At 33.0% G+C, this 22075-nt stretch carries 20 protein-coding genes; 11 read left to right on the forward strand and 9 right to left on the reverse strand.

What is annotated here, in order from left to right; genetic code table 11:
- The first annotated feature begins 110 nt into the window (after nucleotides 1-110).
- Together DMB92_RS01050 and DMB92_RS01055 are read left to right on the forward strand one after the other, a co-directional pair.
- Nucleotides 111-1091 (forward strand): murein L,D-transpeptidase family protein, encoded by a 981-nt coding sequence (locus tag DMB92_RS01050; protein WP_142681188.1) that lies wholly within the window; start codon nucleotides 111-113, stop codon nucleotides 1089-1091.
- The gene (locus DMB92_RS01055; RefSeq protein ID WP_142681189.1) at nucleotides 1091-2089 is read left to right on the forward strand and encodes an alanine racemase; all 999 of its coding nucleotides are present in this window, start codon (nucleotides 1091-1093) and stop codon (nucleotides 2087-2089) included. Before DMB92_RS01050 ends, DMB92_RS01055 begins: the two co-directional genes overlap by 1 nt.
- 219 nt (nucleotides 2090-2308) lie before the next feature.
- Here the strand turns inward: DMB92_RS01055 and DMB92_RS01060 are convergent, their stop codons facing one another.
- The 4 genes from DMB92_RS01060 to DMB92_RS01075 form a co-directional block, all read right to left on the reverse strand.
- Entirely contained in the window at nucleotides 2309-4630 is a 2322-nt protein-coding gene (locus tag DMB92_RS01060) for a DUF262 domain-containing protein (RefSeq protein WP_142681190.1), read from the reverse strand.
- On the reverse strand, nucleotides 4631-6367 hold the full coding sequence (locus DMB92_RS01065; RefSeq protein WP_142681191.1) for a DUF262 domain-containing protein: 1737 nt from the start codon (nucleotides 6365-6367) through the stop codon (nucleotides 4631-4633).
- Nucleotides 6368-6443: 76 nt separating this feature from the next.
- The gene (gene dsbI, locus DMB92_RS01070) at nucleotides 6444-7139 is read right to left on the reverse strand and encodes a protein-disulfide oxidoreductase DsbI (protein ID WP_142681192.1); all 696 of its coding nucleotides are present in this window, start codon (nucleotides 7137-7139) and stop codon (nucleotides 6444-6446) included.
- Nucleotides 7136-7780, reverse strand: coding sequence for a thiol:disulfide interchange protein DsbA/DsbL (locus DMB92_RS01075; protein ID WP_142681193.1), 645 nt, complete (start codon nucleotides 7778-7780; stop codon nucleotides 7136-7138). Before DMB92_RS01075 ends, dsbI begins: the two co-directional genes overlap by 4 nt.
- Before the next feature lie 199 nt (nucleotides 7781-7979).
- On the opposite strand from DMB92_RS01075, the gene DMB92_RS01080 reads away from it, so the two are divergent.
- The 9 genes from DMB92_RS01080 to DMB92_RS01120 all read left to right on the forward strand — a co-directional run bounded on the left by DMB92_RS01080 (nucleotide 7980) and on the right by DMB92_RS01120 (nucleotide 16259).
- Complete coding sequence (locus tag DMB92_RS01080) at nucleotides 7980-8660, forward strand: F0F1 ATP synthase subunit A (RefSeq protein ID WP_142681194.1); 681 nt, start codon at nucleotides 7980-7982, stop codon at nucleotides 8658-8660.
- Nucleotides 8657-8848 (forward strand): hypothetical protein, encoded by a 192-nt coding sequence (locus tag DMB92_RS01085; protein WP_142681195.1) that lies wholly within the window; start codon nucleotides 8657-8659, stop codon nucleotides 8846-8848. The genes DMB92_RS01080 and DMB92_RS01085 overlap by 4 nt, the downstream gene beginning before the upstream one ends.
- A 106-nt stretch (nucleotides 8849-8954) precedes the next feature.
- On the forward strand, nucleotides 8955-10373 hold the full coding sequence (gene gatB / locus DMB92_RS01090) for an Asp-tRNA(Asn)/Glu-tRNA(Gln) amidotransferase subunit GatB (RefSeq protein WP_142681196.1): 1419 nt from the start codon (nucleotides 8955-8957) through the stop codon (nucleotides 10371-10373).
- A 250-nt stretch (nucleotides 10374-10623) separates the two neighbouring features.
- On the forward strand, nucleotides 10624-11451 hold the full coding sequence (locus DMB92_RS01095) for a hypothetical protein (protein WP_142681197.1): 828 nt from the start codon (nucleotides 10624-10626) through the stop codon (nucleotides 11449-11451).
- The gene (locus DMB92_RS01100) at nucleotides 11448-11846 is read left to right on the forward strand and encodes an HAD-IIIC family phosphatase (protein ID WP_142681198.1); all 399 of its coding nucleotides are present in this window, start codon (nucleotides 11448-11450) and stop codon (nucleotides 11844-11846) included. Before DMB92_RS01095 ends, DMB92_RS01100 begins: the two co-directional genes overlap by 4 nt.
- Nucleotides 11843-13387, forward strand: a complete 1545-nt coding sequence (locus tag DMB92_RS01105) for a phosphotransferase (RefSeq protein ID WP_142681199.1) — start codon at nucleotides 11843-11845, stop codon at nucleotides 13385-13387. Before DMB92_RS01100 ends, DMB92_RS01105 begins: the two co-directional genes overlap by 4 nt.
- Entirely contained in the window at nucleotides 13378-14109 is a 732-nt protein-coding gene (locus tag DMB92_RS01110) for a glycosyltransferase family 2 protein (RefSeq protein WP_142681200.1), read from the forward strand. The genes DMB92_RS01105 and DMB92_RS01110 overlap by 10 nt, the downstream gene beginning before the upstream one ends.
- Nucleotides 14110-14183: 74 nt before the next feature.
- Complete coding sequence (locus DMB92_RS01115) at nucleotides 14184-15077, forward strand: NAD(P)H-dependent glycerol-3-phosphate dehydrogenase (RefSeq protein WP_142681201.1); 894 nt, start codon at nucleotides 14184-14186, stop codon at nucleotides 15075-15077.
- A gap of 12 nt (nucleotides 15078-15089) precedes the next feature.
- Nucleotides 15090-16259: a metal-dependent hydrolase gene (locus tag DMB92_RS01120; protein WP_142681202.1), complete on the forward strand. Its 1170-nt coding sequence runs from the start codon at nucleotides 15090-15092 to the stop codon at nucleotides 16257-16259.
- A gap of 335 nt (nucleotides 16260-16594) precedes the next feature.
- Here the strand turns inward: DMB92_RS01120 and DMB92_RS01125 are convergent, their stop codons facing one another.
- The 5 genes from DMB92_RS01125 to abc-f all read right to left on the reverse strand — a co-directional run bounded on the left by DMB92_RS01125 (nucleotide 16595) and on the right by abc-f (nucleotide 22074).
- Nucleotides 16595-17026 (reverse strand): MerR family transcriptional regulator, encoded by a 432-nt coding sequence (locus tag DMB92_RS01125; RefSeq protein ID WP_142681203.1) that lies wholly within the window; start codon nucleotides 17024-17026, stop codon nucleotides 16595-16597.
- Nucleotides 17027-17102: 76 nt separating this feature from the next.
- Nucleotides 17103-18233: a restriction endonuclease gene (locus DMB92_RS01130; protein WP_142681204.1), complete on the reverse strand. Its 1131-nt coding sequence runs from the start codon at nucleotides 18231-18233 to the stop codon at nucleotides 17103-17105.
- A complete protein-coding gene (dcm, locus tag DMB92_RS01135) occupies nucleotides 18230-19204 on the reverse strand; it encodes a DNA (cytosine-5-)-methyltransferase (protein ID WP_142681205.1) in 975 nt (324 codons plus the stop codon). The genes DMB92_RS01130 and dcm overlap by 4 nt, the downstream gene beginning before the upstream one ends.
- Before the next feature lie 496 nt (nucleotides 19205-19700).
- Nucleotides 19701-19865 (reverse strand): MerR family transcriptional regulator, encoded by a 165-nt coding sequence (locus DMB92_RS09320; RefSeq protein ID WP_260604707.1) that lies wholly within the window; start codon nucleotides 19863-19865, stop codon nucleotides 19701-19703.
- A gap of 286 nt (nucleotides 19866-20151) precedes the next feature.
- Entirely contained in the window at nucleotides 20152-22074 is a 1923-nt protein-coding gene (gene abc-f / locus DMB92_RS01145) for a ribosomal protection-like ABC-F family protein (protein WP_142681206.1), read from the reverse strand.
- Nucleotide 22075: the final 1 nt, after the last annotated feature.

Here is a 22075-nt window from a genome sequence, read left to right on the forward strand (position 1 = left end):
TTGGTAAAAGATAATTTTTGGGCTTTATTGTAGCATATTATCGATAATATTTCTATTATTTTAACAAATTTATAGTATAATCACACTTTAAAATTTCACAAAGGAAAAAAATGCTAAAGAAAATAATATTTTTTCTTGCTTTGACGGCTTCTTTTTTAAACGCTAGTGATTTGGCTAGGATTTATCTTAATGAGGGTTTAGAAGCAGTAGGCAGAGAACTTGAAAAAGAACTTGCAAATAAAAGCTTTTGGGCAGAAGAAATAAAAGATAAAGATGTATCGCTTGGGTATTATGATGAGGATTCTACTATAGTTCTTACAAATAAGACAGATAAAACCTTTAAGGTGTATTTTTATAACAATGGAAAACTTACTCAAGAATTTGAGAAAAAAGATGTTTTAACAGGACTTATGGGCGATAAAGAAGTAGAGGGAGATCTAAAAACTCCTATCGGTTTTTATGAGCTTGGGCGTCAGTTTGATCCTAGAAATACCTACTATGGTCCTTTTGCCTTTGCAACAACTTATCCAAATTTATACGATCAGCTTCAAAACAAAACAGGAGGTGGAATTTGGATACATGGCTACCCTCTTGATGGCACAAGGATAGATGAGTATAAAACTAGGGGTTGTGTTGCCCTGCTTAACGATGATTTAAAAGACTTTGGCAAGCTCATAGCTGGCAGAAAGGCTGTTTTTGCCATGACTGAAGAAAAAGATGCCGTAAGAGCAAGCACAGATGATATCGCTAGCATTTTGGCTTCCTTGTTTGAATGGAAGCAAAGCTGGACGATCAACGATACAAAAACTTATCTTAGCTTTTATGATGAAAAGGATTTTCGCCGTTTTGATAGGAAAAAATTTAGCGAATTTTCAGCCATGAAAGAAAGAATTTTTGCAAAAAAAGAAAGAAAAAGCATTAAATTTTCTAAGATCTCTATCAGCCCATATCCAAATGTTAAGGGCGAAAAAATGTTTCGCATAGCTTTTTATGAGGATTATTATGCTCCAAGCTATCAGTTTAGAGGGGATAAACTTCTTTATGTGAAACTTGATAAAAATGGAAAGATGAAAATTTTAGCTGAACAATAATGGCTATCATCAAACTAAACCAAAAGGCTTACAAACATAATCTTTGCCAAATCGCCTCAAAAGCTGGCGGTTTTAAAAGGCTTATCTGCGTTTTTAAAAATAATGCTTATGGACATGGCGTAAAGCTTTTAGCTCCCATAGCAAAAGAACTTGGAGTTTGTTTTATCGCTCTTAAAAACGAAAGAGAGGCTTTAGAATTTGAGGATTTTTTTGATCATATCTTGATCTTATCTCATATCCCAAATGGCAAGGAAAATCCAAAATTTATTTATGCCTTAAATGATATAAAAAATCTTGCCCTACTTAAAAAAGGCACAAGAATTCATCTTGCCATTGATACAGGAATGCACAGAAATGGCGTAAAACTTCAAGATATCAAAGAAGCTTTTGATGAGGCTAAAAAGCTTGGATTACGCATAGAGGGTATTTTCACGCATTTTTTGGGGAGTGATGAAATGGATGCAAGCTTTTTTGTCCAAAGACAAAAATTTAATGAGGCTAAAAAAATCGCTTCAAGCATAAGTGAGACAAAGCTTACATTTCATGCTTGCAACTCCTCAGCACTTTTTAGATCCCAAGCACTAGAAAAAGATGAGCTTTGTAGGGTCGGCTTGGCACAATTTGGCTACGCTCAGTTTAGTTCAAATTTAAAAAAGGTTCTTTCTTTGTATGCTCATAAGCTTAGCTCAAGAGTTTTGCAAGCAGGGCAAAGTGTGGGTTATGGGGGGAAATTTTGTGCAAAAGAAGCTATGAAGATCGCCACTTATGATCTAGGCTATGCTGACGGGCTTTTTCGCTTTGATGGCAAGGGCAAGCTAAGGCTTGCAAATGGAGCTTTTTTACTTGGAAAAATGTCTATGGATAGCTTTTCTTGCGAGGATTTTGGCGAAGAACTTTGTGTTTTTGATGATGCTAATGTTTGGGCTGAGTTTTTTCATACTATAGACTATGAAATTTTAGCCAAACTTTCGCCTTTTATACCGCGAGTTTTGGTTTAAAATCACTTAAAAATATTTTTAAGTGATTTTCAAAGGCTAGTATTAAAAAATTCATTTTTAAATGCAAATTTGTATGTTAAGCTTTTGCGTAAAAACTTAAATATTTTTTAAAAAATTAAGTATTTTATAAACTCAAACAATTTTCAAAACTCAATTTTAAATTTCGTTTTAAATGAAATTTAAAAATAGCGTGGCTGTAGTCTTTGTTTAAAGTTTAGCTCAATCTAGCTTTAAAATATCAAGGATAAACTCTTTTGCTTTTTCAATAATATCCTCTTTGATAATATCTTTTTCGTCGTGTTTTAAAATGTATTTACTCTCTTTATTTTCGCTATCTTTTTCTAGCTTAAATTTTTCAATCACAAGATCTTTAGAGCTAAATTTGTCAAATTGTATTTTCCAGCCATTTTCTAGACAAGAAATTATTTTAATTTTATTATCTATATTTAACTTTTCTTTACCTTCTTCGTAATAGATTTGAAGTTTTTCTTCTGGTATTTGTTTTTCTTTTCGCAGTATTTCACAGAGCATTTTTACATATGCATTAGTATATTTGCTTCCCATTGTGTCGCCATACATTTTATCTATATTAAATTTTTCGTTTTTGTCATACCGAGCAAAATAATTTTTATCCTTATCTTCTTCGTTGTTAAAAATTTGTTCTCCATATTTGATAAAATAATAAATCCAAGAAGAATAATTCTTTTTGTATTCAAGATATTTTTTTATCATTTCTTGTAATATTTGAGTTGGACATTCGGTTGATTTTTCTTTTGCAAGGTGGCGGTATTTTTCGAAAAAGTCCGTAAAAAAATCTTTCGTATCTTGATTATAAGTTGTTAATAAAATTTCCCATTTTCCCTTAGCACCAAAAAACCATTTTGCACCACCACTAGCTGTGCCTATATTTCTTGCATAACCATCATTTTCGCTTCTATCATAGCAAGTTGCCAATAAAGCTCTAATGATTAGCTGAGTTTCGCTCTCAAAAATACCCGCTATATGCTTACTTGTAAATTCTAATAAATCCTTATCCTCTTTAAATAAAAAATTACTTAAATCCCCACGGATATAGTTGCAATCTTCGATTTTATGGATAAATCCTTTTGCTTCACTATACTTTAAGATATATTCAGCTTTTTCTATCTCTTGCTCTAAGGATTTTCTTGCTATATCTGTATTTGATAGCGTGTCTAATAACTCTTTATCCAGCAGTTTGATATAAATATTTTCTTTAGTGTTGATTAGGGATAAATTTAAGATAAAATGTAAATTTTCATAAGCTAAAGTAGAAGTATAATCTATCCGTCCTATCCGTCCTTGTTTTAAGCCTCTAATCCTTTGGATTAAATTTCTCATAACTCTAAGTTTATCTAATAAATTTTCATCGTTTTTTTCTTTATTTTCTACAATATCCTTTACAAGGATAAAGAGCAGTATTTTTTGTCCCAAGTTAATCAAATTACCCTCTTCATTTTTGATGATTTTTTCCAATAAATTTGGCTTTTCATCAAATAAAGCAAGTTTGCCCTCGCTAAAATCTGTTGAAAAATAAGTTTCATTAAATTTATTTATTTCTTCTAAATTCTCTATACTTTTAAATAAAAAATCAATATTTTCATCTTTAGTATAAACACTCTCGCATAATTTACTGATATTTTTTCGCAAAGCTTCAAAATCACTAGCCTTAGCTTCTTTATCATCTCTTATATAAAGCATTTCACTAATGAAATAAAAATAATTCATAAAGGCACTATCGATTAAATGCTTATCATCTTTTTTAAATTCCCAAAATAAATCCGTCCAATAAGTATCCATCTCGTCTGAAAATTTCTTTTTAAATTCAGTTTTTCCTTTTTCAATCAAAAATTTTTCAAATTCAGCCTTAAAAATTTCAAAATCACTCAGCCTTTTGCCTCTAGCATTCATTTTTATGTATAAGTCATCATCTAAGCCAAAATCTTCTAGCTTAATAAATTTAAACTCAATTAAATTTAAGCTTTCAAAGCGGATTTCATTATCTTTAGCCTTTTCATGTATCGCATCGATCATGATTAGCATAGCCTTAACAGTAGGATCTTTATCCCAAAAATACATAAACCAAGCACTATCTTTTATCTTGGCTGAAAGCTCATCTTTAGCCTCAAAATCACTACTTTTAAACTCAGCACTTACTAAATTTTGACAAAATTGTCTCGAACTAGCCCTAGTTTCATAGCTAAATTTTTTTAAAAAATCTATATTTTTCCCCTCTTTTTTCCCAAAATACCAATAAAGCAAAAAAAGCGTCGTTAATCTTTGCTGTCCATCAAGAGGCAAAAAGGTTTTATCTTCGGTATCTTCATAAGTTTTAACACTTCCATAAATAAAATCAAGATACAACTTTTTATCCTCTTTTAAATGCGAAAAAATGCTGGTTAAAAATTTTTCTCTAACAAGTTCAGCGTCTTTTCTTCCTTGGGCATAATCCCTTTGTAAGATAGGAATTTCTATTTTATATCTTTCAATTAAATCTTTAAAATTTATACTAGTGTTTGACATTTATTCCCCCTTTAATAAAGCTTCTAGGCTTTTTTCAATGGCATTTATGTAGGATTTTTGATCTTCATCAGTCCAGAAATATAAGGTCTTAATATCCTTGCTGTAATATTTCATAAAGACATTTTTGGTGCATAAGGGGATAAATTTTCCCTCTTTTTCCACCTCTTTAATTTTTTCTTTTTTTATGGCAAAGATATGATTGCTTAACTTACTATTTTCACTAGCTGAAAGCAAACTTAAATTTTCTATATTATGCTTATCCTCGCATTTAAAATATTCAAAAACTTTTTCAATTATCTTAGCAAATTCATCATCTGTCATTTTTTCTTCTTTAATTTCTTTCTCAAGTCTTTCTAACAAATCCTTTTGCCCGTCGCTTGTCTGTGCTAAATTTACTCGCTCTTGTGAGACTTTTTTTAAAATATTAATAATCTCACTTATCCACTCTTTTCTATTTTTATCGTTTTTAATGGAAAAATCTGATTGCGGATTTATATGCTCTAAACTCCATTTATCTTTTGCAAATTTATGAAAAGAAAATCTTAATTCACTTTTTATATATGTGCTTATGTTAAATAGTAATAAAATATTTTGCAACTCCTTGTTATTCTTGCCATAGCTTAAATTTTTTATATACTCCATATTAATTTTTTCGTTTTCATAAAGCTTGGTTTTATCATTTATTTGGTTAATTTTGCCGATTAAAAAGTTTTCAAATTCTTTTTTACCACTTTTTTCAGCCTCCTTGTAAAGTTCGTGCAAGGATACTTTTTTTGCGTGGATTAAATAGCCTATTAAATGATAAAGTTTGTGATCTTCATACCAAAACCTAAGGGTAAAAAATATCTTCCTTATTTCTTGCCAAAGTTCATTCAAAGCCTTAAATTTATCTTTATTTTCGCTTAATTTTTCAGCAAAAAATCGATAAGTTTTGTAAAGGTCGGTTTTATCATAGGCTTTAGAAGGATTAGTTTTATCAGCCAAATTCTTTGTTTGAAAATAAATTTCAAACAAAAGCTCTATCCTTGCTGGATAATCTTTTTTTGTCAAAAAGCCCCAAATTTCATCATTTTGCAGGGTGTATTCCATTTCGTCCCATTCTTTGGAAAGTTCGATTTGTCTAAATTTGATTTCTTCTTCTTGAAAATTATTGCTGTTTAAAAAAAGTGCTTTGATAAGCTCAGCATTGCTTAAGGGGATTTTGCCACTATTAATCCTTGAAAAAACCTCTCTTTCATCTTCATTTTCTATCTCATGCCATATGATTTGAATTTCTTTAGAATTTGTTAAAATTTCAATAAATTTATCTTTTTTGGCTTTATCCTCGTTAAACCATTCTTCCGCGCATTCATAAGCCTCACTCATAAAGTAAAAATCAATATTTTTTGAGCCTTTGTCCTTTTTTCTATCCTCTTTTATATTTTCTAAAACTTCCTTGCTATCCGGTCTGGCTTCATATTCGATTTCAAATTTTTCACTACCCAGATAAGAAAGTATGATATGTATGCTTGTTAGTCTTTGTTGCCCATCAACTAGGATAAATCCTTCTTTATCTTTATCTTTTTTTACGATAATGGGTTGCAAGCAATAATACTTACCTTTATGCTCAGTATAAAATTCCCAAATATCATCAAGCAAATCTTTCACTTGCACTCTATCCCACCTATAACCTCTTTGATAAGAGGGGATAAAAAATTTTAGTCCAAACAAGTCCTTTATTGATCGAGTATCATTCATTAAAACTTCCTTAAAATTTAAAAATATTTGTGCATTATATCAAAAAATATAAGATTACTAAATTTAAGCTTAAAACTTAAGACAAAAATACAAGCAAAGCTACGCAAATAATGCAGGAGATAAAAAACAAAACCGCTTTATTTTCAAAGCTAAATTTCAAAAATAAAATCAGCAAAATGAGGGCTATAAAAATGAGGATTATAAGCACTGCTGTTGGCATGTTGATAAATTTAAGACTTGGCAGTAAATACCAGCCCTCGCTATAAAGTCCGTTTTTAAAATTTCCCTCCTTAGTGCCTACAAAAAATTCTTGCAAGGTGCTTAAATTTGCATCTTCAGGAACTATAGGATAATCAAAGCCACAAATCCCACTAGGCTTAAAAAGATCTTCAAGCCACTCATGCAAGGCTAGATCAAAAGCAAAGCTAGGAATTTCTTTACAAGTAACCCCACCAAATAAATTCATACTTAAAACCGCTTCATAGGCTTTTTGCAAGATCAAAGCATGCTCTATACCATAAATAACCCCATAAAAAGCAAGAACAAAGGCTATAAATTTCAAAAAAATATTTTTTGGATTTAAAAAAGCAAAAAAAGCACCCAAGGCGATCGCAAAAACGGCAAATCTTATATAAACGCATTGTTCGCAAGGTCTCATAAACAAATAATTTTGAAAAAAACCATGTGCTATAAAAAGCATACAAAGAGCAAGAAGCAAGATAAAAAGCCAAATCAGCCTTTTTTCTTGCTTACTTTGAGTATCAAAGATCATTTTTTACTAAGTTCTTCTATAACTTTGATGAATTGTTCTAAAGAAGTGATGTTGTTGAGTAAAACTTGGTATTTTCCATTGACTATGAAAGCTGGTGTGCCTGTATTTTTCGCAGGTTCAAGAGCCTTATCAAAAGATGATAAAATTTCCTTTCCCTCTTTGCTTACGAGAAAATTTTGAAGCGTGTTATAATCAATGCCTAAAATTTTAAGCCCCAACTCATAAAAAGCCTTAGGATTTTTTCCGTCATTCCAAGTCATTCTTCTTTCAAAATATGCCGTAAAATACGCATCATTGATCTTGTGCATAAGGCTTTTGCTATCTGTTACATCAAGATTGCTTTGACTATCTTTGTAGCTTGCATAGGCGTAAAGATTAGCAAATTCATTGCCATAGCTTGCCATTTGTTTTACAGGATAAGCCTTATAGCTTAAATTTGGTAATTTTTGCTTTAGTAAAGCTAGGGTGTTTTGCTTGTGTTGGTTAAAGCAGTGAATGCAACCATAGCTAAATACCTCAGTAACTGAATTTTGTGCGTTTGAAAAGGGCTGTTGTAAAACTAAATAATCCTTACCCTCATCTAAAGAAAAGGCACAGCTATATATAAAAAGTGTTAAAAAAAGAGCCTTTAAAGCTTTCATTTTCTATCCTTTCATGGTAAAATCAAAAAGCAAATTATAAAACACTTTATAAAACAAAAAGTATTTTCCTTAAGAAAATATATGTGAAATTTCGTTATATGCTTGGGATTTTTTGATTTATCTTCTTATAAGTTTATAAATTTCTAAGAAATCACAAGGTATAATAAGGCTTAAAAACCTACAAAAAAGGGATTAGCGTATGAAAGATTTGTTTTTGTTTAGTTCTCTTATAGAATCTAGCCATACTTTTGCGTATTTTTTTCATTTGGGCTTAGTTGTGATTATCTCGGTGATCCTTGCGAGATTTGCAACCAGATCAATGCAACTTGTACCAAGAGGAACTCAAAATTTGGCTGAAGCTTATATGGAGGGTATTTTAAGCATGGGACGCGATACTATGGGAAGCGAAGAAGCAGCTAGAAAATACTTACCCCTAGTGGCTACCATAGGCTTTATAGTGTTTTTTAGCAATATCATAGGCATAATTCCCGGTTTTGAAGCTCCAAGTGCGAGCTTAAATTTAACAGCGACTTTAGCTATCGTGGTATTTTTATACTATCATTTTGAGGGTATTAGAACTCAAGGTGTTGTAAAGTACTTTGCACATTTCATGGGTCCTGTGAAGCTGATCGCTCCTTTAATGTTTCCTATCGAGATCGTTTCTCATTTTTCTCGTGTGATTTCTTTATCTTTTCGTTTGTTTGGAAATATCAAGGGCGATGATTTATTTTTAGCTGTAATCCTAGCCTTAGTTCCATGGATAGCACCTCTTCCTGCTTATGTTTTGCTTACTTTCATGGCTTTTTTGCAAACCTTTATTTTTATGATCTTAACCTATGTTTATTTAGCTGGTGCAACTGTGGTTGAGGAAGGTCATTGATCTATTTTTTTGAGTTTTTAAAGGGTGCATCTTGGGCTTTTATGCTCTTTGGTGCATCTTATTTTTTTGTTATCAATGAATTTAAGCTTGTTTTTGCCTGTTTTGGTGCGTTGCCCGGCTTTGCTTTACTTATCATCTCCTTTTTACTTATAGAAAATCACGAATTAAAAGAAAAAATTTCTAAATAAAAATTCAAAATCTCACAAAAACAAATTTTGGTCTTTCTAAAGCTTTCTTTTAAACAATTTTCGTTAAAATAAGGCTTTGTTTTATTATTATAAAGAGGAAATTTAAATGTTTGAAGTCGTTATCGGGCTTGAAGTTCATACCCAGCTTAATACCAAAACCAAGATTTTTTGCTCTTGTGCTACTTCCTTTGGAGAAGCACCAAATACCAATGTTTGCCCCACTTGCCTTGCCTTGCCCGGAGCCTTGCCTGTTTTAAACGAAGAAGCCGTGAAAAAGGCTATTTCCTTTGGAAAAGCTGTTAATGCAAAGATAAATAAAAAAAGCGTTTTTAACCGCAAAAATTATTTTTATCCAGACTTGCCAAAGGCTTATCAAATTTCTCAATTTGACATTCCTATCGTAGAGGGCGGAGAGCTTTTCATAAGTGTAGAAGGACAAAATAAACGCATAGGTATCACGAGAGCACATTTAGAAGAAGATGCGGGTAAAAACATACATGAAAGCGAGTTTTCAAAGGTGGATCTAAACCGCGCAGGAACGCCCTTGCTTGAGATAGTTAGCGAGCCAGAGCTTAGAAGCAGCGATGAGGCTGTGGCTTATCTTAAAAAGCTTCATTCTATCATAAGATTTTTAGATATTTCAGATGCAAATATGCAAGAAGGTAGCTTTCGCTGCGATGCGAATGTGAGCATTCGTCCAAAGGGCGATAACAAGCTTTATACGAGGGTGGAAATCAAAAATCTTAACTCTTTTCGCTTTATACAAAAGGCTATTGATTATGAGGTGAAAAGACAGAGCGAGGCTTGGGAAGATGGTACTTATGAAAAAGAAGTTGTGCAAGAAACAAGGCTTTTTGATACGACAAATTTAGTTACAAGAAGTATGCGTGGCAAAGAAGAAGCTGCTGAGTATCGCTATTTTCCTGATCCTGATTTACTTCCCGTGCTTTTAGAAGATGAGATGTTGCAAGCACCTATTGCTGAGCTTCCAGATGAGAAAAAGCAAAGATTTATCAAGGATTTTGGTGTTAAGGAAAGCGATGCTGAAATTCTCATCTCAAGCCTTGAAATGAGCCGTTTTTTTGAAAGTTTGGTGGCAAAAAATTTAAGCCCTAAGCTTTGCGTAACTTGGCTAAATACCGAACTTATGGGACTTTTAAAAGCAGATCTTAGCATAGAAAATTCCCCTGTAAGTTCTGCTAAGCTTGGGGACTTGATAGGACGCATTGAAGATGGTACGGTTAGTAATAAAGCCGCTAAAGAGGTTTTAGCCTTTGTCTTTGAAAATGAGGGCGTAGAAATTGATGAAGCCATTGAAAAACTAGGGCTTAAGCAAGTTAGTGATGATGGGGCAATCGAAAAAATCATCGATGAAATTCTAAGCAAAAACGCCGATAAAGTCGCTGAGTATAAAAGTGGTAAAGATAAACTCTTTGGCTTTTTTGTGGGTCAAGCGATGAAAGAGGGCAAGGGTGCTTTTAATCCAGCCAAAGTTAATGAAATTTTAAAAGCAAAGCTTGGGTGAGTTGCTAAGTAAAGTAAATAAGACTTGGCAAAATGATCGATATGCTGGGTTTATCTTTAAGGTAAAAGACCTAAGAAAAGTTAAAAAATAAAGGATAAATAAAAAATATGTTACAATTCAAACCAAAAACAAATAGGAAAATGCTGATGCTTTATAGAGCAAAATTCTCCGTTGGGGGGGGGGCTTAGGTCTTTACTTCTTCTTTTATCCCTTAAATTCTTATCTTTTTTAAGTTCTAAAGGGCTTAAAGATGAGTAAGAAAATCGCTATTTTACTTTTTGGACACCTAAGAACTTACGAAAGAACTTATCCTTATTTTATCAAAAATCTTTTAAAACCACAGCTTGAAAGTGGCTATGAAGTTGATATTTTCTTGCATACTTGGGACGAGCTTACAAGTTCTCAAGGCTCTTGGTATGAAAAAAATAATCATACCCTTAAAATTAACATTGAGTTAGAAAATAAAAGCTTAAGCGAACAAGATAGGCAAAATATCATAAATTTTTACTCTCCAAAGGTTTATTTGATAGAGCAAAGAAAGCCTGAGTTTAACCAACACACAAGCAGAGAAAGGCTTGCAAAGCTTTGCAAGGACTATGAATTAGCACAAAATTTCAAGTATGAGTATTATTTTTTTACCAGACCTGATATTTTATTTTGGAATGAATTTAGACTTGAGAATTATTTGAAAGAGTATGAAAATGGATCTACAAGGCATTTAAATTTACCTTTAAAGCATATCTTTTTTGCAAATGGCGTTTTTAGGCGTTCTAAAATCGTTGATTTTAGAAGTATTAATGAGGGCGATTTGTTTTATATCAGTTCTTTTTTGTTGGTAAGTCCTTTTGCTATTGATAGGGAATGCTTGCTTGTGTTGCTTGACTATCGTTTAAATAGGCAGTTTTTTATATGGCGTTATGAGAGCAAATTTGAAGAGATTAATCCTATCATCGATGTTAAATGGACTAATTGTATAAAATATATCTTTACGCCAAAGGCTATTCTAATAAGATTTTATGAATACAAAGAGAAAATTATAAATTGGTTTAACAAGAAATTTAAGGCTAAAGCCAAATGAAACGCCTTTTAATAGATCTTGATGGCACTCTTACTATAGATGAAGAAAATGTGGCTTATGAGGATAAAAGAGCGAATTTAGCCCTCATAGAAAGACTAAAGGAGTATAAAAAAGAGGGCTTTATCATTAGCATTTTTACAAGTCGCAATATGAGAAGCTTTAAAGGCGATATGAAAAGGCTTGAAAAGCACACCCTGCCTATGATTAAAGCTTGGCTTAAAAAGCATGAAGTGCCATATGATGAGATCATTTTGGGTAAGGCTTGGTGTGGGTTTGAGGGCTTTTATGTAGATGATAGAGCCATTAGGCCAAGTGAGTTTGTAAGCAAAGGCTATGATGAGATTAAAGAGCTTTTAAACGCAGAAAATCCTCTTAAAAAAGGAGGTGAGCAATGATCTTAATCACCTCAGCCAAATACTGCCCGCCTGAGTTTTTGATCGAATTTGGAAAGCTTCCGCCAAGCTTTTTGCCTCTTGGCACAAAAAGGCTTTATGAGTATCAAGCAGCACTTTTTAAGCACTTTAAAGAAAACATTTTCCTTTCCTTACCCAAAAGTTTTGAACCAAGCAAGGCTGATAGAAAAAAGCTTAAAAATTTAGGCATAAAAACTCTTTTTGTAGATGAGAACTTAAGCCTTGGGCAAAGCATTATTCACTGCCTTAATATGAGCTTGCCTATCAACGAAAGCCTTAAAATTTTGCATGGGGATACTTTGATTTCAAATCTTGGCAAAAGCCCTAACTCTCTTGGGGTTACTAGGGTTTTAAATAATTATAATTGGAGCTTTTTAAAAAAGGATAAAAAGCTTTGCTATAAGCTTAAAGATTTTGATTACAAAGAGCTTGATAGCCTTATACTTAACGGCTTTTTTAGCATAGAAAAGCCTTATGAGTTTATGAGAGCTTTAAGCGTTGCAAACTATGATTTCTTAGAAGGGCTAAATGCCTACTCAGCTGGGAATGCTTTTGAGCTTAGTTTTGATGAGTTTTGGCTTGATTTTGGGCTGGTGAGCTCTTATTTTCAAAGCAAAAAGGCAATGACTACTCAAAGAATCTTTAATGAGCTTAAGATCAAGCAAAATTGGGTTGAAAAATCCTCAAAGTTAAAGAACAAGATAGAAGCTGAAATATCTTGGTTTGAAGCCTTACCAAAGGAACTTAGCTTTTATGTGCCTAAGATTCAAAAAGATGAAAAAAGCTATAAAAGCGAGTATTTGTATCTTAACACCTTAAGCGAGCTTTTTGTCTTTGGGAGGCTACCAGCTCTTGTTTGGGAGCAAATTTTTAAAAGCATAAAAGCCTTTTTAGAAAAACTTCATTCTTACAAAACAAAGCAAAAAATTAATTTTTCTTATAAGCAAAAAAGCCTTGAAAGGCTAGAACTTTTTGCTAAGCAAAGTGGCTTTGATCTAGAAAAAAGCTTGAAATTTGAAGAAAAGGGCGAGCTTTATGCTTTGCCAAATTTAAGGCAAATTTTAAACGAACTTGATGATTTTTTAAGTGGGAATTTAAAGCCTTGCTTTATACACGGGGATTTTTGCTTTTCTAATTTAATGTTTGATTTTAGATCAAATGAGCTTAAGTGTTTTGATCCTAGGGGGCTTGATTTTAGCGGGAAAATCACGCCCTTTGGGGATAAAAATTATGATTATGCAAAATTAACTCATTCTGTTTTAGGTCGCTATGATTTTATCATCGCTGGCTTTTATGAGCTAAGCCAAAAGGATGGAGTTTTTAGCCTTAGTTTTGAAGAAGATGAAAATTTAAAGGCAATTCAGGCTAAATTTAAAGAAATCTTTAAGTCAAGTAAAGAGATCTTAGCCATAGAGGTTCATCTTTTTTTATCAATGCTTCCTTTACACAGCGACAATAAAACTAGGCAATTTGCCCTACTGGCTAATGCCCTAAGGCTTTTTAAGGAGCTAAAATGCTTATAATCTTTCCTATGGCAGGACTTTCTAGCCGTTTTTTAAAGGCTGGCTATAAGGAGCCTAAATACATGCTTGAGCTTAAGGGCAAAAGCCTTTTTGCAAGGGCTGTTTCAAGCTTTAAGCAGTATTTTGATAAGTTTGATTTTTTATTTATTTATAGGAATTTGCAGGATTCTGAAAGCTTCATCAAAAAAGAATGCGAGGGTTTAAATTTAAAGCGTTTTGAAATGATAGAGCTTGAAAAGCCAACCCTAGGTCAGGCTCACACCTGCTTTTTAGGGCTTCTTAAGGCTAAGATCAAAGATGATGAGAGCTTGCTTATCTTTAATATAGACAGCTTTTATTTGGACTTTTCCCTGCCAAAAGAACTTGATATTATCGATGGCTATTTGGAGGTTTTTAAAGGAAAAGGACAGCAGTGGAGTTTTGTAAAAACCCTGCCAAACTCAAATAGGGTCATTCAAACAGCTGAAAAAGAGCCTATTAGCAAGCTTTGTAGCACGGGGCTTTATTATTTTAAAAAAGCAAGCGATTTTAAGGAAGTTTTTTTGCAAATGCAAAAAGCAAATGACAAAAGTAAAAACGAGTTTTACATAGCGCCTATGTATAATTATTTAATCACTCAAAACAAAGACATAAGAGCCTTTGAAATAGACATTAAAAAGCTTGTTTTTTGTGGTTTGCCAAGCGAGTATGAGGAGCTTTTAAAAGATGAGAGCTTTAAATAAATTCATTTCTTCAAAAGCAAATTTTTAATCAAAACACGCTAAAATTTAAGCACCTAATCAAAAGAAAGATAAAAATGAATCAAATTGCAATCATAGGTGCTGGCAAATGGGGCAGTGCCTTAAAAGATGCTTTAAGCGTGAAAAATTCATGCCTCATCACCTCGCATTCAAAGCATGATGTTAAGGATTTTGTAAGCATTGATGAGGCTTTGAAGTGTGAGTATCTAGTCTTTGCGCTAAGTTCTCAGGGGCTTCATTCTTGGCTTTTAAAAAATTTTAAAAATAAAGGGCAAAAAATCCTCCTCGCCTCCAAAGGCATCGAAACTTCCACTTGTAAATTCTTAGATGAAATCTTTTTAGAATTTGTCAGGCAGGATCAAATTTGTGTTTTAAGTGGTCCATCTTTTGCAGCTGAAGTAGCTCAAAAGCTTCCTTGTGCTTTAGTCGTAAGCGGAAGCGATGAGGTGCTTTGTAAGGAATTTGCAAGCTTTTTTCCTGACTATATCAAGGCTTATGTGAGCGATGATGTGCGTGGGGCTGAGGTGTGTGGGGCTTATAAAAATGTTTTGGCTATCGCAAGTGGGATTAGCGATGGCTTAAAGCTTGGAAACAACGCAAGAGCAAGCCTCATCGCAAGGGGACTTGTGGAAATGCACCGCTTTGGCAAGGTTTTTGGCGCGAAAGAAGAGACTTTTTTGGGGCTTAGTGGGGCTGGAGATTTGTTTTTAACTGCTTCAAGCACGCTTTCAAGAAACTACCGCGCTGGGCTTTTGCTCGCCAAAGGGCTTGATAAAGAGCAGATCAAAGCCGAGCTTAAGGAAGTCATTGAGGGCATTGATACGGCTTTTGCGATCGATAAAATTTCTAAATCAAGGCAAATTTACACGCCTATAGTCGCTGCTGTGGTGGGGATTTTAAACGGACAAAGCGTGAATTTAGTAGTTCAAAACATGCTCAAACAAAGGTAAAAGGAGCTTAAAATGCTGATTAAAAATGCGAAAATTTACGGACAAGAGTTAAAAGATGTGCTGATTAAAAATGGCAAGATTGAAAAAATAGGCGAAAATTTACAAGATAATGAGGTTTTTGACGCCAAAGAAGCTTGCTTGCTTCCTTCTTTTGTGGATTTGTGTGTAAGCCTTAAAAATGATAAATTCTCTCTTTCAAATTTAGAAAATTTAGAGCAAGATTGCCTTAAAAGCGGTGTTTGTGCGGTGCTTTTAAGGGATTGTATGGACTTTGATGAGGAGAGTTTGGCTTTGTTTTTGCATGATCTTAAGCAAAGAAAATTAAGCATTTTTTCAAGCGTTAAAGCTCTAAATAAGCAAGCCGAGCTTAGGAATTTAGCCACGCTTTTAAACAAGGGGGCTAAGGCTTTGGAGCTTGATAGTGCTTCAAATGCTAACACCTTGCGTGCGAGCATGCAGTATGCTTTGATGAAAGAAGCCTTTGTTTTTGTGCGTTGCTTTGAGCCTGATTTTGATGATAAGGGCGTGATGAATGATAGTCAAACGAGCTTTGAGCTTGGACTCATCGGCATGAGCAAGGTTAGTGAGCTTAGCGAAGTGGCTAAAATGCGTGAGGTGGCTAAAAGCTACGGCACAAGGGTCGTTTTTGATCTTTTGAGCCTTAAAGACTCTTTAAATTTGCTTGAAAATGAACTTGTGCTTGTAAGCATTCATCATCTTTTTAAGGACGATACGGCTTGTGCTGGCTTTAATACCGCTGCAAAAATACTGCCACCTTTAAGAAGCAAAGAGGATCAAAACTTCCTTAAAAACGCTCTAAAAGAGGGCAAAATAAGCTTTTTAAGCTCGCTTCATAGTCCAAAATCTTTAAGCTTAAAAGATTTAGCCTTTGATGAGGCTGCTTATGGAATTCATAGCATTTGCGAGTTTATCAGCCTTTGTTATAGCTTTTTGATCAAGGATAAATTTATGACTTGGCAAGAGCTTTGCAAATTTACGAGCCTAAATCCTAGTGAATTTCTTGGCTTAAACAGCGGAAAGATCGAGGAGGGAAGACTTGCAAATTTAGTGCTTTTTGATGAAAATGCAAGCCTTAAAGCCCCAAAAAATTCCCTTTATGCAAATGATGAATTAAAAGGCGTGGTAAAAGCTCATTTTATAAAAGGCGAAAGGGTGTTTTGATGAAAACTTGCTTGAAAAGCCTAAATTTTAGGTTTAAGTTTAAGATTGATAGTTTTAAGCCTTGCTAGTACTTATAGATCAGTATTTCATTTATAAATAGTGGCTTAGGAATTTTATTCTTTTAAAGCTGTAAATGTTTTATTTGAAAGCGGATTTATTAAATTTATAATTCTCCTAAAGTTTATATATTTTAAAATAATTCATTCATGTTATTAGTCTATAAATTGGTATAATGAGGGATTTTATTTTTTAAAAAAGCCTAATGTTTGGTAAAGTTTTGGGTGCGAATTTCACCTTTTTAGAAACTAGTTTTAAATTCTAATACACCATTGATCTTAAGCCTTTATCTTTACTCTCTTGCTTCTTTTGACATAATCTTTACTGAGAGGGTTTAGCTCGTCTTTGCTCTTTTTTATCATCTTATCGTAATAATCAAGTTTAAAATCAAGCTTTTCAAGTACATTTTTTAAATTCTCCATGTCCTTTAGCACCTTTTGTTTTTGCTCCAAAATGATCTCACGCCTAGCAGCAGCTGTTTTTTCACCCATAGCACAAAGTGCGATATAAGCTTTGATCTGCTCGATACTCATGCCAATTTGGCGGTAACAATCCACCCAAAGCACCCACTGCAAGTCATTTTCACTAAAATACCGAATGCCATTTTCATCTTTTTCAACATAAGGAAAAAGTCCCTTATCAAGCCAAAAGCGAATGGTGCGTGAAGCAACGCCTGTTTTTCTTTCAACCTCGATGATAGTATAAGCCATTTTTGCCCTCCTTATAAAGTTATGAAATTATACAAGCTTACACCTAGTGTTTGTCAAGGGCTAAGCTTGAAAATTTTTAATTTGTAAATGAATGTATGAAATTCTCATAACTATCAAGTGGCATAATGTCTATGCTAAATTCCGCGCTAGAATCTTTAGAATCTTTCGTAATTATCACACTATCAAAGCCTAAATTTTGCATGTGCGTATATGTAGCGACTTCTTTTTCTTGTAAATTTAGTGCGGTTTTTAGTAGCCAATTTGACAACGCAGTATTTGGATTGCTCATTAAAGCCTTGCTATTATCTTGACAAAGTTTCACATTTAAGATTTCATTATTTGGTGTTTTTAACGTAAAGGGTATATCACGCGGTGGGAAAAACTTAGGGCAGTGCTTGTGTATAAAAGTAGGGATAGGGATATAGACTTCTCCATAGCTTCTTCGCCTACCTCCTGCATTCCATTGATTTAGTCCGCTTCTTAAAGGCACTTTCTTTGTTTCACCCTTTGTGCTATATAGTGGCAAAATCACAAAATCAACACCAGCTACTTGCTTTTTAGCCTTATTTGCATTAAGGATTAAATCTTTTAGACTAAGCAAAATATCAAAAGGATTTTCAATAATTTCTATATTTATACTAAAATATTTTTTAGGTATATGAAATTTCCTTTGTAGCACTGATTTAGAGCGATTGAAATGATATTCATTTGTAGAATCTTTAAAGCTTATACTGGCCTTTGTAGCCTTAATATCTCTAATATTACTAATATCAATTTTATCATAATCACTCTCAAAAAATAGCAATTTATTATCTTGTCTAGCGATGATATGATATATAGAATCTTTTATACCATAAATATTATTAGCTAATTCTATCCTATCATTTCTAAGTCTAGCTAACTCAAAAGCTAAGTCTTCATCACTGATATTTTGCAAATTTTTAGAATCTTTGTTAAACTCGGCAATTTTTTCAATACTAGAATCTTTTTGGCAAATAAAAGTCTTTAACCCCACGCCCAAATCACCAATTTGAGCATCAAATGCAGTATCAGAGCGACTTAGATTCTTAGCATTAAAGCACGAACAAAATAGATTCTCCATAACTCTATAATGCAAAAATGGTGTATTGTTTTTGCTAAAAAGTCGTGATAGACTAGCCATAACCGATATAGATTCTAAATATTTATCATTAAAAAACTTACTCATACTAAAACCTTAAAAATATTTTCTACTACCCTTGTAACCAAAGGTAGAGTTATAGAATTTCCAGCTTGCATATAAAGCTTTGAGTTTGCAATGTCTGGCAATTTAAAAGAGGGCGGATAACCTTGAAAATTAAAACATTCTCTAGGTGTTAGTTTGCGGATACCAAAATCATCTTTAATAAGTGGCACATTATGTCCGCCTGTTCCCATGTTTGCGGTAAGTGTAGGACAAAGATTTGATTTGTTTTCTCTAACATAAATTCTACGGAGCTGATAAATCGTATCCTTTTTGATAAGATCTCTTACAAGCCAATCATAATACTTACTTTTTGGTGTATAGTAAAAAATATCATCTTGTTTTTGCAAATCAAGGCATGAGTGTATTGTTTTAGCAAGTTTTATGGGCTGTGGAAAAGTAAAATCTTTATGATTTTTCACTTCTTTTGTATCAAAGGCTACGATAAAAATCCGCTCTCTATTTTGTGGGATATTTGCGTGTGTGGCAGAGTTTAAAATATCATAATATACCACATAACCTAAATTTGTAAGAGTGGTTTTTATAATTTTAAAAGTGTTTCCATTATCGTGGGTTTTTAAATTTTTTACATTTTCTAATAACAAAACCTTAGGTTTATGTTTTTTCGCAATCTTTGCAATCTCAAAAAATAGCGTACCCCTAGTATCTTTAAAGCCTCTTTGATACCCGGCAATACTAAAGGCTTGACAAGGAAACCCAGCACATAAAATATCAAAATCTTTAGCAATTTTATTTTGATTTTTCATATCTGTAATATCACCAAAAAGCGGTGTATTAGGGAAATTTAGAGCATAAGTTTTACTAGCATTTATATCGATTTCACTTGCAAATATACATTTTAGTTTCTGTGTATTGTTATTAAAAGTTTTGTAAGCTTGTTTTATAGCTAAATGAAACCCACCAACACCTGCAAACAAATCGATAAAGTTAAGCATTTTTAAAACCCATTTCTAGTTTTTTATAAGTTTTTACAAAAATAATTTTACTTTAAAAAATATTTCAAAAAGCTAAAATTTAACTAAGCCCTGATTTTAAAGCCTTTGTTTTTTGACATGATCTTTACGATTTAGCCCATCTTTGCTCTTTTTTATCATCTTATGTTAGGGGCTAAATTTAAGTTTTTGCGTGAAAATCCAAATTTAAAAAACAAGTTTTAGTAGTCTTTGACTATTTTCTTGCGTTTGTTTGCACAAAGGTTGTTGCAGTCTTTGCTAAGCATATTTAAGCGTTCATATCATCAGCGATAAGTTTTTGATAGTATTTTATCTTAAAGTCCAAGGTTGGCAGGGTGGATTGAAGCTTATCAATGTCTTTTTAAACCCTTTGTCTTTGCTTTAAGATGATATCAAGCATTGTTTTGGCTGTTTTCTTACCACCTGCACAAAGAGTGATATAAGCTTTGATTTGCTTTAAACTCATGCCACTTTTGCACTAGCACTGTATCCAATGCACCCATTCTATATCTTTTTTACTAAAATACCTCACCTCATTTTCGTCCTTTTCCAAAAAAGGAAAAAGCCCCTTATTTGCCCAAAAACGAAGTGTGCGAGAGGGCATTTTGGTAAGCCTTTCAACCTCGATGATAGTATAAGTCATTTTGCCCTCCTTATAAAGTTATGAAATTATACAAGCTTAAACCTAGTGTTTGTCAAGAGTTAAGCTTAAAAATTTGTAAATTTTTACGAAAATTTGTATTAAATTTTCTAGGTTCTTAGCTGTATTTGATCATTCTTAAGTAAGATATAAAAGATTGATATTAAGATAAAGGGCATATCTTTAATTTTTATCAACAGGGGCTATGGTAAAACTACGATTTGATTCACAAAAAGAAATTTTGAACAAGGTATGAAAGCTATTTAGTCTTGATTTTCTAGGGTCTAATTCAGCCCTCGCTTTTTTCTAAAACCTCAAAATATACATGTTCTAATGTTTCAAGTTCTTCTTGTGCCTTTGTAAGCTTTTCATAAAGACTTGTAATGCCTTGTTCTTTATAAATGCTTTCATTGCTTAGATCTTGTTGAAGTTTTATGATCTGTTTTTCTAAAAGATCTATTTTTTCTGGATAGTTTTGCAAAATTTCATTTTCTTTATAGCTTAGTTTTTTGGTGGTTTTTTCTTTTGCAACAAGGCTTTTTTCATCATTAAGCTTTTGCACATATTCGCCAAATTCTTTAAGTTCGTTTTCATTTTCAAGATACTGAGTATAAGGGATATGTTGGATATTTATCACTCCATCTTCAAAAGCATAAAGCTTAGTAGCGATCTTATCGATAAAATACCTATCATGAGACACAAGCAAGATAGCTCCTTCAAAAGCAAGCAAATACTCCTCTAAAATGTTAATCGTTGCTATATCAAGATCATTTGTTGGCTCATCAAGCACCAAAACATCGTATTCTTTAGTAAAAAGCAAGGCTAAAGCCACTCGGTTTTTTTCGCCACCGCTAAGCACGCTCACAGGCTTATCAAGAAATTCTTTAGGAAATAAAAACTGCTTCAAATACCCATAAACATGCATATTTTTATCCCTTACCTGCACTCTATCCCCACCATTTGGACAAAAAATTTCAAGCAAGGTTTTATCTGTGTTTAGCAAGGCTCTTGCTTGATCAAAATACCCTATCCTAACATCGCCCCTTTGCACGCTTCCACTATCTGCTTCAAGTTGTCCTAAAAGCACTTTTAAAAAGCTTGATTTACCACAACCATTTTTACCCACTATGCCGATACGCTCTTTTTGCAAAATCCTTGCGTTAAAGTCTTTGAAAAGAATTTTTGAATTTATGCTTTTGCTTAAATTTTTAAGCTCAAAAAGCATTTTTTGGCGATTTGTGCTTTGGGTTTGGTTAAAAGCCTTGTTTGCCCTTGAAATTTCAAGCTTGAGCTTATTTATAAGAGAGGGATTTTTCTTTGCTTCCTCACGCATTTTAAAAATCCGCTCTTTTCGTCCCTCATTTCTTTTAAGCCTTGCTTTAACCCCACGCCTAAGCCATTCTTCCTCGCTTTTAAGTTGCTTGAGCAAGGTTTCATGACTTTTTGCAAGGGAGGCTAAAAGAGCTGCTTTTTGGCTAAGATAGCTTGTATAACCGCCGTTAAAAACCCTTATCTTGCCGTCCTCAACCTCGACGCATTTTTGTGCCACTTCATCGATAAAATACCTATCATGAGAGATGAAAATCACGCACATTTTGGAGTTTTTTAGCATATTTTCTAAAAAAGCACTCATATAAACATCAAGATGATTTGTAGGCTCATCTAAAAGTAAAATATCAGGATTTTTTAACAAAAGCACGCAAAGTCCTATCCTGCGGATTTCTCCACCGCTTAAGGTGCTAATATTTCTATTTTTATACTCAAAAAGTTTAAATTCTTTTAAAATTCGTTCAATCTTACTTTCAAGATCCCAAGCATCTTTACTATCAATGAAAGCCATAAGCTCATCGATTTGCTTGAGTAAGGTTTTGTTGTTTGGATCATCATGAAGTTTATTTTGAGCTTGTTCGTATTCTTGAAGCATGCTATAAATTTCATTTAATTCTTGTTTGATCGCATCATTTACGCTAAGATTGAGATTAAAATCCACATTTTGAGAAAGCATAGCTATGCTTTTGTTATTTTGTTTAATAACTCGACCCTCATCAGGGATTAAAGTTCCCAAAAGTGCTTTTAAAAAGCTTGATTTTCCCGCTCCATTTTTTCCTATAATGGCTATTTTTTCATGTTCATTTGCACTAAAGCTTATTTTATCTAATATAAGTTTTGTACCAAATCTTTTTGAAACTTCAAGCATGTCTATAAGTGCCATA

This window comes from Campylobacter sp. MIT 99-7217, from assembly GCF_006864365.1.
In the GTDB taxonomy this organism is placed as follows: Bacteria; Campylobacterota; Campylobacteria; order Campylobacterales; family Campylobacteraceae; genus Campylobacter_D.